A 15,812-nucleotide genomic window follows, 5' to 3' on the forward strand; every position below is an offset into this window, starting at 1 on the left:
GGACGACTGCGCCATGCGCGCCTGGTCGCCCGCCCTGGCGTGCAGCAAGGTTGCCCCCGTGACGTTGAGCGCAGCATCCCTGACCCGCGAATCTTCGCGGTGATACACCGGTTGCGCCCGGCGGTGACAGGTTGGCCCGGGCGGGTCAGTCAGCCTAGTGTCGCGTCACCGATCATCTGTCGGTCTGCGCTGGCCATCGAAGCGCATCGCGGCGTTGCATCGCTTGCCAATACGCTCGGTATTGGCTGCGCGATGCGTCTTGCGCTGCGCTCCGATGGCTGCGCGCAGCCTACGACATCTGATCCGTGACGCGACACTAGCCCGGATTCCAGAGGCGGCACCCGGTGCGCCCCGGGGGGCAGCAGTGCGTTTGCGCCCATCTTCCCCAGGCCGGCCATGCCCAGGGCCTCGGCCGCTGCACGGCTGAGGTCGCACGGCAGCCACAAGCCGGCGCGCCGGCGCCACCCGGCCATCAAATCCCCAGCCGACGGCAGATCTCCAGCGTCGCGGTGCTTTGGTTCAGCGTGTAGAAATGCAGCGCCGGCACGCCCGCACTGCGCAGCCGGTCGCACAGGTCGGTCACCACATCCAGGCCAAAGGCTTTGATGCTGGCGCTGTCGTCGCCGAAGGCTTGCAGGCGCAGGCGAATCCAGCGCGGGATCTCGGCGCCGCAGGCGTCGGAAAAGCGCAGCAACTGCGTCGAACTGGAAATCGGCATGATGCCGGGCACCACGGGCAGGTCGGCCCCGAGCCGCCGGGTCTCTTCGACAAAGCGGAAATACGCGTCGCTGTTGTAGAAGTATTGGGTGATGGCCGAGTCTGCGCCAGCCTGTACCTTGCGCAGATAGGCATTCAGATCGGCCTCGGGCGACCTGGCCTGGGGGTGCGTTTCGGGGTAGGCCGCCACCTCGATATGAAAGTCACGCCCGGTTTCTGCGCGGATGAAGGCCACCAACTCACTGGCGTACTGGAACTGGCCGCCTGCGCCATACCCGCTGGGCAGGTCGCCGCGCAAGGCCACCAGCCGCTTGACACCCATGGCCTTGAGCGTGGCCAGTTGCTCGCGCACGGACGGGCCGGTCGCGCCCATGCAGGAAAAATGCGCGGCCGCCGCCATGCCTTCGGCCAGGATGTCGCGCACGGTGTCGAAGCTGCCCTGCTGCGTGGAGCCGCCGGCGCCGTAGGTCACGGAACAAAAATCCGGATGCAGCGCGTACAACTGCTGGCGCGCTGCGCGCAGTTTGCCGGCGCCTTCGGGCGTCTTGGGCGGAAAAAACTCGAAACTCACCGGGAAACCGGTGCCCTGCGCGCTGGCAGCAATCATCTGGTGGCCCTCCTTGCATGGACAAAAAATTCACGGTTGCCATCGCCGCCCCGGATCGGGCTGGCGCACCAGGCCAGCACCGCCAGGGCCAGATGGGCGCAGCAGTCACGGATGCGCCGTTCCACCACGGCATACAGCGCGGCATTGCGCACGATGCCGCCTTTGCCCAACTGCCCGGGCTGCAACTCGAACTGCGGCTTGACCAGCAGCAGCAAATCGCCATCGGCCGCCAGCAACGGCACCAGCGCCGGCAGCACCAGCGTGAGCGAGATGAACGACAGGTCGGCAGTGATCAGATCGAAGCCGGCAGGCCCGGGCAGCGACTGCGCCGTGAGCGTGCGCGCATTCAGGCCCTCGACGCAGACCACGCGCGCGTCGGCGCGCAACTGCGGGTGCAATTGGCCATGGCCCACATCGACGCCGACCACCTGGGCGGCGCCGCGTTGCAACAGGCAGTCGGTAAACCCACCGGTGCTCTGGCCGACATCCAGACAGCGCCGCGCCGCCACGCACAGGCCGAGCGCGCCGAGCGCCGCTTCGAGCTTGAGGCCCGCGCGCGAGAGGTACCTGGCCTCGGCCGCGCCGAGCAGGTGCAACTGCGCACCGGGCGGGATGTCCGCGCCATTCTTGGCCACCGGCTGCCATGGCGACAGCGGCGACGGGCGCCAGTGCACGCCCGAAGCAATCAGCCGCTGCGCCTGCGAGCGCGTCGCCGCATGGCCGGATTCGAGCAAAAAAACATCTGCACGCATGCGTCATCCTCTCCCCTCCCGAACAGGCCCCGGGCGCATGATCCATCTGCACCTGTTGCTGCTGGCTCGATGGTCAGTAACGGTAGCTGCCGGCCTTGTAAGGCCCTTGCCGGGGAACGCCGATATAGGCCGCCTGCTCGGGCGTCAGTTCGGTCAGTTGCGCGCCGACCTTGCGCAGGTGCAGGCGCGCCACCTTCTCGTCCAGATGCTTGGGCAGCACATAGACCTTGCCGCTGTCATAGTCGTCGCAGTGCGTGAACAGCTCGATCTGGGCGATGGTCTGGTTGGCAAAGCTGGCCGACATCACGAAGCTGGGGTGGCCCGTGCCGCAGCCCAGGTTCACCAGCCGGCCCTTGGCCAGCAAGATGATGCGCTTGCCGTCCGGGAAGATCACATGGTCCACCTGGGGCTTGATTTCTTCCCAGCGGTACGGCGCCAGCGTGGCGACCTGGATCTCGTTGTCGAAGTGGCCGATGTTGCAGACGATGGCCTGGTCCTTCATCGCCAGCATATGCTCGTGGCGGATCACGTCCTTGTTGCCGGTGCAGGTCACGAAGATGTCGGCCTTGTCGGCGGCGTATTCCATGGTGACGACCTTGTATCCCTCCATCGCGGCCTGCAGCGCGTTGATGGGATCGATCTCGGTGACCCAGACCTGCGCCGACAAGGCCCGCAGGGCCTGGGCCGAGCCCTTGCCGACATCGCCGTAACCGGCCACCACGGCCACCTTGCCGGCGATCATCACATCGGTGGCGCGCTTGATGCCGTCGACCAGCGACTCGCGGCAGCCATACAGGTTGTCGAACTTGCTCTTGGTCACCGAATCGTTCACGTTGATTGCGCGAAACAGCAGCGCGCCCTGGGCCGCCATCTCCTTGAGGCGGTGCACGCCGGTGGTGGTCTCCTCGGTCACGCCGATGATCGCAGCGCCCTTGCGGCTGTACCAGTGCGGGTCTGTGGCCAGTCGGGCACGGATGGCGGCGAACAGGCAGCTTTCTTCTTCGCTGCCGGGGTTGGCGATCAGCGCGGCATTTTCTTGCGCGCGCCGGCCCAGGTGCATCAGCAGCGTGGCGTCGCCGCCATCGTCCAGAATCAGGTCGGGGCCTGTGCCGGGGCCAAAGTCGAAAATGCGGTGGCTGTAGTCCCAGTATTCGGCCAGGGTCTCGCCCTTGACGGCGAACACCGGCGTGCCGCTGGCGGCAATGGCGGCGGCGGCATGGTCCTGCGTCGAGAAGATATTGCACGAGGCCCAGCGCACCTGGGCGCCCAGGGCCTGCAGCGTCTCGATCAGCACGGCGGTCTGTATCGTCATGTGCAGACTGCCCGCGATGCGGGCGCCCCGCAAAGGCTGCCGGGCAGCGAACTCCTCGCGGATGGCCATCAGGCCGGGCATCTCGGTTTCGGCAATGCGGATTTCCTTGCGGCCCCATTCGGCCAGGCCGATGTCGGCGATGATGCAGTCGGTAGCGACCGGGGCGTCGATGCGTGCGTTCATGGAAGGCTCCTCAAACAGGTTCGAAAACCACAGGGCGCGGACGCAGGCAGCAAGCCCATCCCGCGCGCTGTGGATGAGCGTCGTTGCCAGATGATGCCCGAGCCTCACGCCCCGCCGGCCCTGCCGGTGGGAGGCGCTGCAACGCTCCTCGGAGCGGCGGATTATAAAAGCCGAAGCGCCCGCCGCTGCGGGCACGGCGCCCATCGGGCGCCGGTAAAATCGCCGCACCAGGCGCACAGCCATGCCGCCAGTGGCGGCCCGTGCCTGCCGCACTTCCCTTTCCGGAACCACTTCCCGTGTCCTACGCCCCAGAAACCCGGCGCCGCCGCACCTTTGCCATCATCTCCCACCCCGATGCGGGCAAGACCACGCTGACCGAAAAGCTGTTGCTGTTTTCCGGCGCAATACAGATCGCGGGGGCCGTCAAGGGGCGCAAGGCCAGCCGCCACGCCACATCCGACTGGATGGAAATCGAAAAGCAGCGCGGCATCTCGGTGGCCTCGTCGGTGATGCAGATGCTGTACCGCGAGCATGTGATCAACCTGCTCGACACCCCCGGCCACAAGGACTTTTCGGAAGACACCTACCGCGTGCTGACCGCCGTGGACTCGGCCCTGATGGTGATCGACGCGGCCAACGGCGTGGAAGCGCAGACCCGGCGCCTGATCGAAGTCTGTCGCCAGCGCAACACCCCCATCATCAGCTTCGTCAACAAGATGGACCGCGAGGTGCGCGACCCGCTGGACATCCTGGACGAGGTCGAGCGCGAACTGGGCATGCCCTGCTGCCCGATGACCTGGCCGGTAGGCCAGGGCAAGGGCTTTGGCGGCATCATCGACCTGCGCAGCCAAACCATGACCGTGTTCGAGCCTGGCAGCCAGCGCCGCCCGCAGGACTTCGAGGCGATTGCGCTGAGCGCTGCCGACCGGTTGCGCCAGCGCTTTGGCGCCGCCTTCGACGCTGCGCTCGACAGCATGGAACTGGCCGCCGGCGCATCGCCCGCATGGGACCCGGCGGCCTTTCTGGCCGGCAAGCTCACACCCGTGTTCTTCGGCTCGGGGGTGAACAACTTCGGGGTGCTGGAAGTGCTCGACGCGCTGGTGGACATGGCACCGCCGCCCGGTGCGCGCATCAGCACGCTGGGGGCCGGCGAGCATGCGGTGGTGCGGACCATCCAACCGGAAGAGGAAGGCTTCTCGGGGGTGGTGTTCAAGGTGCAGGCCAATATGGACGCCAACCACCGCGACCGCATCGCCTTTGTGCGCGTGGCCTCGGGCAAATACCTGCCGGGCATGAAGCTGAAGGTCCAACGCACGGCCAAAGAACTGCGCCCGACCTCGGTGGTCACCTTCATGAGCCAGCGCCGCGAAGCCGTCCAAGAGGCATACGCCGGCGACATCATCGGCTTTACCACGCATGGCGGCGTGCAATTGGGCGACACCATCACCGATGGCGCGAACTTGCAATTCACCGGCCTGCCGTTCTTCGCGCCCGAGATGTTCATGACCGTGGTGCTGAAAAACCCGCTGCGCACCAAGCAGTTGCAACAGGGCCTGGCCCAGTTGGGCGAAGAGGGCGCGATACAGGTCTTCAGGCCCGATGCCGGCGGCAACATGCTGCTCGGCGCCGTGGGCCAGTTGCAGTTCGAGGTGGTGCAGCACCGGCTGAAGGCCGAATACGACGCCGACATGCGCCTGGAGACCTGCCAATACACCGGCGCGCGCTGGATCACGGCCGACAGCCCGGCCGAACTGCGCGCCTTCACCGACGCCTACCCGCAGCGCATGGCGCATGATGCGGCCGACACGCTGGCCTACCTGTGCACCAGCCCGTATGACGTGCGGCTGGCGCAAGAGCGCTTTGCCGCCATCCATTTCCACCCGCTGCGCGAACACGCCGGCCTGGCGCTGATGAAGTGAAAACCACCGAAGCGCTTTCGGCACTGTCCCCTGGAAACGGCGCTGCCGGCGGCTTGCCTCGTGGCGGTCTTTGTGACGGCCTGACGGCTCAGGGTGGGATATCCCGAAAGGCTGCTCGATCTGCGCGACGTTGGCGCAGACCCCGCGCAAGTCGGCGCACAACGGCGCCAGCACCGCATGGTGTGCGGTGGTATCGAACTTGCGCTTCGGTGATTGCCGTACTCGTGGACATTGATGAAATGCGTTCTGGCGATACTGCCCCGCCAGACTTTGTGCCATTTGCCGTGCTTCTCGTTCTTGAATGCCATCGTCAATGAATCCTCTGGTGCAACGCAACATCGGATTGGCCAACGTCAACGGAAGAACCCAAGGAAATCGCCGCGCAGGATCGTCGAAGAGCCACTTGCGCTCTTTTGGCGGGCTGCCCAAAAGGGGACATAATCGGGCGGCTGTTCGCCAAGGCAAGGAAAGAAAAACCCTTGTCCTGACTGGCAGTCGGGGATCGGGTGCCTGACTCTTTGGTTTGTCACTTTCCCCGCTCCGGATTTGCAACGGGGAGCCCAGGCACGCTTTTTCTCCGGTGATGCAGGGGATGAACCCGATTGCGGACAAGGCATTGCCCGGCTCAGGCCCTTGCGCTGCTCCAGGCCTGTGCAGCCAGCGCCCCGATGGTGGAATTGGTAGACACTGCGGACTTAAAATCCGCCGCTTCCTGAAAAGGGGCGTGCCGGTTCAACCCCGGCTCGGGGCACCAATCAAGTGTTTCGGCGTGCGCGCCCATTGCGCAAAACCACACGAATCAATGGGTTGGAGCGCAATGGATTGAAGCGCTCCGGTCGGGGATGGAATGCGCCGGGTGCAGATGTTCTTGCCCGTCATTGCCCGCTATTACCCGGCAGGGCCGATGCCATCGGCCGTGGCCGGCTGATCGTTGCCACCTGGCCGAAGTCCGCCGCAAAGCAGCGCCAGAACGTCCCGCCAGCCCGCTCACGCACCCGCTGGCGCAGCATGTCGTCGTGCCATCGATCAGGGCCGCAAAAGCGGGGCCGTGACAGCGGGGCCGTGACAGCGGTCACCGGCGCACCCAATGGTCAGGCGACGGCCTTCGTTTCCTTGAACGACGAAGTCGATGCGGTCGCCGCCGCAGCGAACCTGTGGGTGCGCGCGAAATCCCCGTTGCATGGGCACGCCGAACATCTCCGGTGCGAAGCCCGACTCGCCACATTTGGGGCTCGCAGACAACGGCAGCGAGTTCGAGGCCGGGCCCGCCCAGAGTGTCCTCGACGACGGCGCAGTGCGATGGCTGACATGCCCCCCAGCGCCCCGTGATGCATGCCCGAAGCCGAACGCTTGAGCCGAGCGGTCCGGGAAAAATTCATCAAGTTCAACAAAACATGTTGCATGACGGTCATTTACCCGGTAGTGTTCGCCCAACCAGGAGAACAGGGTGTTCGATTACGGGTTTTTCCGCTTTGAGAGCAAAGAGGATTTGTACGCCAAGGCTGCGGCGTTCTGGAATCCGGGCAAGGTCAAGCTCTGGCGTGATGCTGGCACTGACCTGGTCATCGACCGGCGTGAAGGCTACTTTCTGTACGACATGTCAGGCAAGCGCCTGATCGACCTGCATCTGAACGGGGGCACCTACAACTTCGGGCACCGCAACCCGGAACTGGTGGCCACGCTGAAGTCTGCGCTCGACTACTTCGACATGGGAAACCATTGGTTTCCCTCTGTCGCGCGGGCTGCTTTTGCTGAAAAACTGGTGGGCACGGCTCCCGGGATGGACTACGCCTTGCTCGGCGCCGGTGGCGCCGAAGCCGTGGAAATCGCGATCAAGTCTGCCCGATTTGCCACACAACGGCGCAAGATCGTGTCCATCGTCAAGGGCTACCACGGGCATTCGGGGTTGTCCGTGGCCACCGGCGATGAGCGCTTTTCCAAGATATTCCTTTCCGATCGGCCCGATGAGTTCAGCCAGGTTCCTTTCAACGACCTCGACGCGCTGGAAGCGGTGCTGCGCAAGCGCGATGTGGCGGCTTTCATCATCGAGACCATCCCCGCCACCTACGGCTTTCCGATGCCCAAGGATGGCTATCTGCAAGCCTGCCAAAACCTGTGCCGCAAGTACGGCGCGATGTACATCGCCGATGAGGTCCAGACCGGTTTGATGCGCACCGGAATCATGTGGGGGTGGCAGTCCTACGGATTGCAGCCTGACATGTTTGTCACGGCCAAGGGCCTGGGCGGGGGCGTCTACCCCATCAGCGCCTGCGTGGCCACCGAGCAGTGCGCGGCTTGGCAGAAGCAGGATGGCGCGGCCCATATCAGCACCGCCGGCGGGTCGGAACTGGGGTGCGTGGTCGCCTATCAAGTCCTGAACATGCTGGAGCGGCCTGCGCTCGTCTCCAACGTGCATTACGTCGCCGAGTTCTTCGCGCAAGCCTTTGCGCAATCGATGGCGGTGCACAGCGATATCTTTGTCGGGGTGCGCCAGCGCGGCGTCATTCTGGGGCTGGAATTCGATCATCCCGAGGGCGCGGTGGCGGTGTCACGGGCGCTGTATGAGCACGGCATCTGGGCCATCTTCTCGTCGCTGGACAAGCGGGTGTTGCAGTTCAAGCCGGGGGTCTTGTTGACGGCGCCGTTGTGCCAGGAAATCGTCGATCGCTTCGACGCTGCGATGCCGCGTGCGCGCGAGCTGCTGCGCAACGCGCGGCGAGAGGCTCAGGCATGAGAAAGATGCACGAGTTCATGCAGCAAGAACAAGCCAGACTGGTGGTGCCCGATCAGGACCTCGCTTGCGGGCTGCTCCAGCTCGATCGCGCCGAATGGGCGGCCAGGGACTTTGCCCAATTCGACCGTGAGCAGGTGCTTCGGGTTGCCGAGGCCGTTGCCAAGGCGGCTCATGACAACGCGGCGTTTTACGCCGAATGGGCGGTGCGGGAAACTGGCTACGGGGTGGTCGAGCACAAACAAAAAAAGAACGAGTCGGTCGCTTACCCGTTGCTGGACTTCTATCGCGACCTCGACTTGGTACACCCCCGCGTGGACGAAGCCCGCAAGATGGTCGAGATTCCCAAACCTGCGGGCATCGTGTTGGCGCTGACACCCGCCACCAACCCCGTTGCGACCGTGTACTACAAGGTCATGCTGGCGCTGCTCAGTCGCAACGCCATCGTGATCAGCCCGCACCCCGCAGCCAGTCGATGCTGCAATGACGCGGCCAGAAAACTCGACGCTGCGGCGCATGCGGCAGGCGCCCCCCCGGGGCTCATCCAGTGCATAGAAAGGCCGAGCATCCCGCTGGTCGACACCTTGATGCGCTCGCCCCAGGTGGCCGTGGTGATGGCTACCGGCGGCGGCCCCATGGTGAGGGCGGCGTATTCGTCGGGAAACCCGGCCATCGGCGTCGGCCCCGGCAATGCGCCCGCCTACATCGATACCAGTGCCGACATGCGCAAAGCGGCACGCATGATTGTCAGCAGCAAGAGCTTCGACAATTCGGTGCTGTGCACCAGCGAGAGCGTCTTGCTGGTCCAGCAAAAGGACGCCCAGCGTTTCGAGCGCGAACTGCGTGCTGCCGGCGCACACCTGTGTCAGGAGCGCGAGGTCGAACGCTTGCGCGCTTACCTCTTCCCGGACGGCGACCTGAACCCCGCCGCAATTGGCAAAAGCGCCGTGTGGATTGCCCGCGAGGCGGGTCTGAAAGTGCTGCCTGCCACCCAGGTGTTGGTCGCCAACGTGCAGCACATCGGCGTCGACGAGCCACTCACCAAGGAAAAACTGTGCCCGGTGCTGGCGCTGTATGCAGTCGACAGCTTCGAGCGTGCGACCCGGTCGGCGCAAATGATCTTGCGTCTGTCGGGCGCCGGCCACTCGGCCGCGTTTCATGGCAACGACCCGCAAAAGGCCCTGGACTTCGCAGCCCGGCTCAACGTGTACCGCGTGGTGGTCAACGCGCCTTGCGCGCAAGGCGCGTCCGGGTTTGCCACCCACCTGCCACCAACCTTCATGATCGGCACGGGCTATTTCGGCCGCTCCTGTGTGGGTGAGAACGTTGGCCCCCAGCATCTGGTGCACTGGACCCGGCTGGCCTACAACAAGGACATGTCGGAAGTCTTCGGCGATTACCGCCATTTGCGCGTCACGGCGCCCGCAACGGGCAAGACCCGCAGCACCGCAGCAACCCAAGCGGCGCCGGCGCGAGTTCAACCACCGCTGGCTGCCGGGACGTTGCCCACGCCTGAAGCCGCAGGCCAGGGCATCGATCGCGACTTCCTGCGCCAGTTGATTGCGCAAGAGCTGCGCGAACTGGGTAGAGGCCACAGATGACCGATCTACGCGCTTGCATCTTCATCGATCAGCTACAGCCGCAGACCCTGGCCTACATGTCGACCTGGATGCGTGGCACCTTGCCGCGCGCCAAGATGGCCGCCCAAATCGTTGAAATGGCCCCCGGTCTCGACATTGAAGCGCTGACCGACGTGGTGCTCAAGAGCGCCGATGTGCGCGCGGGCGTGCTCGTGGTGGAACGCCAGTTCGGCACCTTGCAGTTTCACGCCTACTCCGCCGCCGAAGTCCATGCTGCCGCAGACGCCGTGCTGCGCAGCCTCGACAAACGCCAGGAAGAACTGGCTGCGCCAGCCATCCAAGCCTCCAGGATCGTCACCCGCATCGATGATCAGCATGCCTATCTGATGAACCGCAACAAGATGGGCTCCATGGTGCTGGGCGGCGAAAGTGTGTACCTGCTGGAATGCCAGCCCGCAGCGTTTGCCATCCTGGCCTGCAACGAGGCCGAAAAGGCCGCCTGCATCAAAGTGGTGGACCTGCGCATGATCGGCGCCAGTGGCCGCCTGTACCTGGCGGGCACGCAAGCCGACGTCAGAAATGCGCGCGACGCGGCTGAGACGGCCCTGCGCGCAGTTGGAGCCGTCTGATGTCAGAGTTGCGCGCGCTCATCCGCGAAATTCTGGTGGAAGAATTGGCCGCACTGCGTGCAGCGCCGGCCGCCACACCCGCCTGTGAAATGGTGGATGTGCACAGCGATGAGGCTTTGATGGCATTCGCACGCGATCTGTTGGGGCGCGCGAACGACCCGGAATTTGTGCGCTGCGTCCAGTCCGGCCAGCACCGCTTCACGCTCGCGCCCACCGTGGCGCAGCCACCGGGTCAGCGGCCCGCGCCCGCCGCTTCGTTCACCCTGGTGGCGTCGGCCCCCGCAGAGGCGCCGCGCTTTGAAAAAGCCTTGGTCACCGAACGCGATGTCGCCGCCATTCCAAGAGACCAAAGCCGCATCCGGCTGGCCAGGAACACCCGGCTGACGCCGTTGGCCAGCGACGAACTTCGGCGCCGTGGCATACGCATCGAAAGGACTCAGAAATGATACGTGCACGCGTGAACGGCAAGCTCTGGTCTACCAGGCATCTGGACTCCTTGCCCGTGGGCGCGTTGCTGGAGGTCGAGACCGAATCCGGGGCCAAACTGATTGCCTTCGACCCGTTGGGTTGCGCCGAGGGCGAATCGGTCTTGGTCACACAGGGATCGGTGGCGGCGGCCTATTTTCCGAACCGCCCTGTGCCCATTGACGCCCTGATCATTGGGTCTATCGATGAGGTCGGCACGAGCAGCATTGGAAAAACCAAATCACGGGAGAGCCTTGCATGAATCTCCGTGGATTTTGGCTGCATTTTTCGGGCACGTTCGTTGCTCGAATGACCTTTGAAGGAGAAAGAAATGGCAAATCTGGCGATTGGAATGATTGAAACCAAAGGCTATGTGCCAGCACTGTCTGCCGCCGACGCGATGGTCAAGGCAGCCAATGTCGAAATCATTGCACGCAATGAAGTCGGCGGCGGACTGGTGTCCGTGGTGGTGCGTGGCGATGTGGGCGCCGTGAAGGCGGCGACGGAAGCCGGCGCTGAAGCTGCAGGGCAGATCGGCGAAGTCACAGCCGTCCATGTGATTGCGCGTCCGCACCCCGACCTGGCCAAACACTTCGAAGCGCTGAACGCCAAGTGATCTGGCGGCCACGGGCATCGACCATCCCGTGCAGGACGAGAGCATGACCGAACTTCGGGTCTATCTGCTCATCGAGGCCCTGCAGCCCCAGTTTGCGGCTTGCCTGTCTTCGCCCACACGGGCCCGGGGCTACCCTGCGTTTGCCGGGCAAAGCTCGCTCATCATTGAAGTCTCGCCGGCACTGGCCATTCATCGGGTGACCGACCTGGCCTTGAAGTCGGCACCGGCGATGGAGCCCGGCATTCTGTACACCGAGCGCCAGTTCGGGTTATTGGAACTTCACGCCGACAGCCTGGAAAAGCTCAACGCGGCAGGGCAAGCCATCCTCGACGGCATGGGCGCCAAGCCCGAGGATCAGCTCAAGCCGCAAATCCTCTATCACGACATCATTGAAAACCTCTCGGATCAGCACGCCATCATCCTGAATCGATCGCGTGAAGCCTCGATTCTGGTGCCCGGCGTAGCCTTGCTGATCTACGAAATGGCGCCCGCCTTGTTTGCCTGTGTTGCGGCCAATGAGGCAGAGCGCGCGGTTCCCCGCGCCGTCATCAACGATGTGCAGATGATGGGGGCGACGGGACGGGTATTCATGTCCGGCAGCTTGGCCGAAATGCGACTGGCACGGGAAACGATCACCGCCAAGCTGGAATCCATTCCCGGTCGCCAATGAACACTGATATCGCCTGGGTCACTTTTTCCCGTCTGCCGGGATTCTCGCAGTTGGAAGATGCTCCAAGCAGGGTTCAGGACTGGAACCTGTGAAGTCATCGATGGGTTGGTGCTTTCGACAAGTTTGCCATGGCTGCAAAAATGGAGATGTAGATGCTGACTTCCATTAAAAATAAAAGTGTCTTGATTACTGGGGCAACCAGTGGCATCGGGTTGGGCATGGCCAAGGTGTTTGGTCGCCAGCAAGCCAAGGTGGCCATCACCGGGCGCACTCCTGACAAGGTGAAAAGCGTAGCGCAACGACTCGGTGCACAGGGGATGCTCGTGCGTGGTTTCGTTGGCGATGTAGCGAACGCGGCGGCAGTTTCGACCCTGATGGAAGAAGTAGCGAAAGCCCAAGGGGGAATAGATATCCTGTGCTGTAATGCCGGTGTATTTCCGAGCGCAGCCCTTGGCAATATCAGCGCAGCCGATTGGGATTTGGTACTCGACACCAATGCCAAAGGCTGCTTTTTATGCGTGCAGTCTGCATTGCCCTATCTTCGCCAGGCAGAATATGGTCGAATCATTTTGACCTCATCCATCACCGGACCGGTCACCGGATATCCGGGATGGGCACATTACGCTGCAAGCAAGGCTGCGCAATTGGGATTCATGCGTACTGCGGCCATCGAACTGGCGCAGGACAATATCACGATCAACGCCGTATTGCCAGGAAACATCCTGACGGAAGGTTTGGCGGAAATGGGCCGTGATTATATATCCAGCATGGCGGCATCCATTCCGCTGAAACGCCTGGGTGCAGTAGAAGACATTGGAAATGCAGCGCTCTTTTTTGCCTCCCGGGAGGCCGGGTTCATTACGGGGCAAACGCTCATCGTGGATGGCGGACAGACATTGCCCGAATCATTGTAACTTCGACTGCTCGATAACTCAATCCGGTGCAACACTCGATACAGGTGGCAACATGAAATCAGAGCGTGATCCAAGTCAAGCACTCCAGGTAAGCCGTCTTCGCAAAGACGCTGTCGGTCTATGGGGAGTCTTATTCATGACGATGGCGACTGCCGCGCCCATTACTGCAATGGTCGGAAACGTTCCGATAGCTGTCGGATTTGGCAATGGCGCCAATGCGCCGGCAGGTTACATGGTGGCAACTGTTTTATTGACGCTGTTCTCCGTGGGCTATGTGGAAATGGCCAAGCACATCACGTCGACCGGGGCTTTTTACGGTTTCATTTCCCATGGCCTGGGGCGCGTAGTGGGTTTGGCATCCGGAGTTGCCGTGACTTGGACCTACATGATTTTTGAGGCTGCGCTGGTTGGCATTTTTGCGTTCTTTTGCGCTGATTTACTCGGTTCATTGTTGGGGTTGCGGGTGGATTGGATATTTCTTGCTGCACTCATGCTGCTGGTCAACGGGATATTGTGTCATTTCGACATAGAGTTGACTTCCAGAGTCCTGGGCATTGCCCTGGTTCTGGAAATTGCGATGCTGCTCCTGATGGCTGTCGCCGTACTGTTTCATGGCGGCGGCGCACAAGGCATGTCCTGGGAGTCCATCAACCCCGTCAATGCATTCAAGGCAGCCGAAGGAATTCCCAAGGCTACGGCGGGGATTGGTCTGTTTTTTGCCTTCTGGTCCTGGGTCGGATTTGAATCTTCCGCCATGTATGGTGAAGAATCGCGAAACCCGAAGAAAATAATTCCCCAGGCCACCATGATTTCGGTCATCGGCATTGGTGCGCTCTACACATTTGTTTCGTGGATGGCCATCGCCGGAACAGGTGCCGCCGAGTCGGTAAGGCTGGCACAAAACCCGGCGACCGGGTCTGAAATATTTTTTACCCCGACGCGGGTTCTTCTGGGCGACTGGGCAGTGATCGTATTCAAAATCCTGTTGATTTCCGGCTCCTTTGCCTGTGGCATGGCATTCCACAACTGCGCTGCCCGGTACAGCTTTGCCTTGGGCAGAGAAAAACTATTCGCAGTCTTTGGCAGCACGGTTGGCCGTTCCCACGAGATACATGGGTCGCCATACATTGCTTCGTTTGTCCAGACATTGTTTGCCAGCACATTGGTCCTCGTTTTTTGGCTGATGGGCAAGGATCCTTATGCTGACTTGTATGCGGTGTTGGCAATTTTGGGAACCATGGCCATCATGATCGTGCAGACATTGTGCGCATTTTCTGTCATTGCATATTTTCATTTTGGTGGAAATGAGTCCAGAAGACATGCGCACTGGTTCAAAACTTTTGTGGCACCTCTGATTGGAGGTGTCGGAATGATTTATGTCACTCATTTGTTATGGATAAACAAGGAATTTGCAGCGGGTGATTCCGCCACATCGTTGTTGTTTCGGTTGATCCCATGGCTGGTTGCCGCCAGTTTCCTGACCGGGGCGTGCATCGCCTTGTACTTCAAATATTTTGACAAAGATAAATATGACATCATTGGCAGAATTGTCCTGAAGTGATCCGCCAGTGATTCAATCTTCTTGCGGCAATGTTCGACGCAGATGCCTGAAATAAAATAGTATCGTCCGGGCGCCATGGCACGGGTTTTCAATTGATTTGATGCTTATTTTCATGAAATCATGACTGCATACATCAATCAGGAAGCAGCGGCAAAGCTCGATGAAGTCTTTCCCCTTGCAGAATTGGCGCTCAAGGCCTATGGGCCAGAGTTTCAGGGTGAACTCAGCCTGCTGACACACTCTGAAAATTCGACCTATCTGGTGAACGCATTTTCAGGGCAGCGCTTCGTAATGCGCGTGCATCGTGCGCACTACCACAGCAGAACGGCCATTGAAAGCGAGTTGGCATGGCTGGATGCACTGGCCGATGAAGGCATGGAAGTGCCCAAAGCAATTGCCGGCCGTGATGGCGCGAAAGTTCAAACCATCGGTGATGGCCATGCAGAGAGACGGGAAGTGGTACTGTTCCATTGGATAAATGGCTATCAGCCAGATCAAAGTCAGCAGGAAAGTCTCATTCAAGGGTTTCGCAGATTGGGTGAAATAACAGCCGGATTGCACATTCACGCGCGGCAGTGGCAGCGCCCGCATTGGTTTGAGCGCCGTTTGTGATCGCACGATACCATGGTTGGCGCCCATGCCGCCTGGGGGAATTGGCAGAAGGCGCCGTATCTCGACAAGCCTGGGGCGGCCATCATCGGCAAGGCATTGGATAAAGTCCGCATGGAGTTGAATGAATACGGGAATGCTGCTGATCTTTTTGGTCTGATTCATGCAGACCTGCGCCTTACCAATCTGCTTGTCGAAGAAGAAATTACCCGCATCATTGATTTTGATGACTGCGGGTTCAGTTGGTTCATGCATGACCTGGCTGCCGCAGTAAGCTTTATTGAGCATTCCCCTTGTTTGAATGAATGGGTCGGGAGTTGGGTCAATGGTTATTCCACGGTTTTGCCGCTCAGTGCCGCCGATCATGCGGTGATTCCTGCCCTGATTACACAGCGGCGGGTGCAACTTTTGGCGTGGACAGGCACCCATCAGGGAGCGCCGCAAGCAGATGGGCTTGGTAATATCTGGGTCGTCCAGACCATTGAATTGTGTGAAAAATACCTGGCCAATACCTTGCTGGATTGCAAGTCCATTTCATGAAAATCCA

14 protein-coding genes, 1 tRNA gene, 1 pseudogene and 1 riboswitch are annotated in these 15,812 nt (G+C 61.7%); of the genes and pseudogenes, 13 read left to right on the forward strand and 3 right to left on the reverse strand.

The features are described from left to right. The first annotated feature begins 157 nt into the window (after positions 1-157). Positions 158-427 carry a hypothetical protein gene (locus VEIS_RS28170; protein ID WP_083758557.1) on the forward strand — a complete coding sequence of 90 codons (270 nt, stop codon included), beginning with the start codon at positions 158-160 and terminating at the stop codon, positions 425-427. A 45-nt stretch (positions 428-472) separates the two neighbouring features. Here VEIS_RS28170 and metF read toward each other — a convergent pair whose 3' ends face one another. The 3 genes from metF to ahcY form a co-directional block, all read right to left on the reverse strand. After that, the gene (metF, locus tag VEIS_RS03205) at positions 473-1,324 is read right to left on the reverse strand and encodes a methylenetetrahydrofolate reductase [NAD(P)H] (protein ID WP_011808451.1); all 852 of its coding nucleotides are present in this window, start codon (positions 1,322-1,324) and stop codon (positions 473-475) included. After that, positions 1,321-2,076, reverse strand: a complete 756-nt coding sequence (locus VEIS_RS03210; RefSeq protein WP_011808452.1) for a TlyA family RNA methyltransferase — start codon at positions 2,074-2,076, stop codon at positions 1,321-1,323. Before VEIS_RS03210 ends, metF begins: the two co-directional genes overlap by 4 nt. Before the next feature lie 73 nt (positions 2,077-2,149). Then, positions 2,150-3,571, reverse strand: a complete 1,422-nt coding sequence (gene ahcY / locus VEIS_RS03215; RefSeq protein ID WP_011808453.1) for an adenosylhomocysteinase — start codon at positions 3,569-3,571, stop codon at positions 2,150-2,152. Between the two features lie 68 nt (positions 3,572-3,639). Next, positions 3,640-3,725: riboswitch (S-adenosyl-L-homocysteine riboswitch) on the reverse strand. Positions 3,726-3,867: 142 nt separating this feature from the next. Between ahcY and VEIS_RS03220 the strand changes: the two genes are divergently transcribed. The 12 genes and pseudogenes from VEIS_RS03220 to VEIS_RS30185 all read left to right on the forward strand — a co-directional run bounded on the left by VEIS_RS03220 (position 3,868) and on the right by VEIS_RS30185 (position 15,805). Then, positions 3,868-5,490 carry a peptide chain release factor 3 gene (locus VEIS_RS03220; RefSeq protein WP_011808454.1) on the forward strand — a complete coding sequence of 541 codons (1,623 nt, stop codon included), beginning with the start codon at positions 3,868-3,870 and terminating at the stop codon, positions 5,488-5,490. Between the two features lie 662 nt (positions 5,491-6,152). Next, positions 6,153-6,244: transfer RNA gene (locus VEIS_RS03225), tRNA-Leu, on the forward strand. A 693-nt stretch (positions 6,245-6,937) separates the two neighbouring features. After that, entirely contained in the window at positions 6,938-8,224 is a 1,287-nt protein-coding gene (locus VEIS_RS03230; protein ID WP_011808456.1) for a class-III pyridoxal-phosphate-dependent aminotransferase, read from the forward strand. Beyond that, the gene (locus VEIS_RS03235; protein WP_011808457.1) at positions 8,221-9,822 is read left to right on the forward strand and encodes an aldehyde dehydrogenase family protein; all 1,602 of its coding nucleotides are present in this window, start codon (positions 8,221-8,223) and stop codon (positions 9,820-9,822) included. Before VEIS_RS03230 ends, VEIS_RS03235 begins: the two co-directional genes overlap by 4 nt. Beyond that, entirely contained in the window at positions 9,819-10,430 is a 612-nt protein-coding gene (locus VEIS_RS03240) for a microcompartment protein (protein ID WP_011808458.1), read from the forward strand. Before VEIS_RS03235 ends, VEIS_RS03240 begins: the two co-directional genes overlap by 4 nt. Further along, on the forward strand, positions 10,430-10,876 hold the full coding sequence (locus VEIS_RS03245) for a hypothetical protein (protein WP_011808459.1): 447 nt from the start codon (positions 10,430-10,432) through the stop codon (positions 10,874-10,876). Before VEIS_RS03240 ends, VEIS_RS03245 begins: the two co-directional genes overlap by 1 nt. Then, positions 10,873-11,157, forward strand: a complete 285-nt coding sequence (locus VEIS_RS03250) for a EutN/CcmL family microcompartment protein (protein WP_011808460.1) — start codon at positions 10,873-10,875, stop codon at positions 11,155-11,157. Before VEIS_RS03245 ends, VEIS_RS03250 begins: the two co-directional genes overlap by 4 nt. A gap of 54 nt (positions 11,158-11,211) precedes the next feature. Beyond that, positions 11,212-11,511 carry a BMC domain-containing protein gene (locus tag VEIS_RS03255; protein WP_321161065.1) on the forward strand — a complete coding sequence of 100 codons (300 nt, stop codon included), beginning with the start codon at positions 11,212-11,214 and terminating at the stop codon, positions 11,509-11,511. Positions 11,512-11,707: 196 nt separating this feature from the next. Next, positions 11,708-12,181 (forward strand): microcompartment protein, encoded by a 474-nt coding sequence (locus tag VEIS_RS03260; protein WP_232287828.1) that lies wholly within the window; start codon positions 11,708-11,710, stop codon positions 12,179-12,181. A 152-nt stretch (positions 12,182-12,333) separates the two neighbouring features. Beyond that, entirely contained in the window at positions 12,334-13,095 is a 762-nt protein-coding gene (fabG, locus tag VEIS_RS03265) for a 3-oxoacyl-ACP reductase FabG (RefSeq protein WP_041949776.1), read from the forward strand. Positions 13,096-13,147: 52 nt separating this feature from the next. Beyond that, complete coding sequence (locus VEIS_RS03270) at positions 13,148-14,656, forward strand: APC family permease (protein ID WP_041949777.1); 1,509 nt, start codon at positions 13,148-13,150, stop codon at positions 14,654-14,656. A gap of 120 nt (positions 14,657-14,776) precedes the next feature. After that, positions 14,777-15,805: pseudogene (locus VEIS_RS30185) on the forward strand (phosphotransferase enzyme family protein). Positions 15,806-15,812: the final 7 nt, after the last annotated feature.

This window comes from Verminephrobacter eiseniae EF01-2 (assembly GCF_000015565.1).
In the GTDB taxonomy this organism is placed as follows: Bacteria; Pseudomonadota; Gammaproteobacteria; order Burkholderiales; family Burkholderiaceae_C; genus Acidovorax; species Acidovorax eiseniae.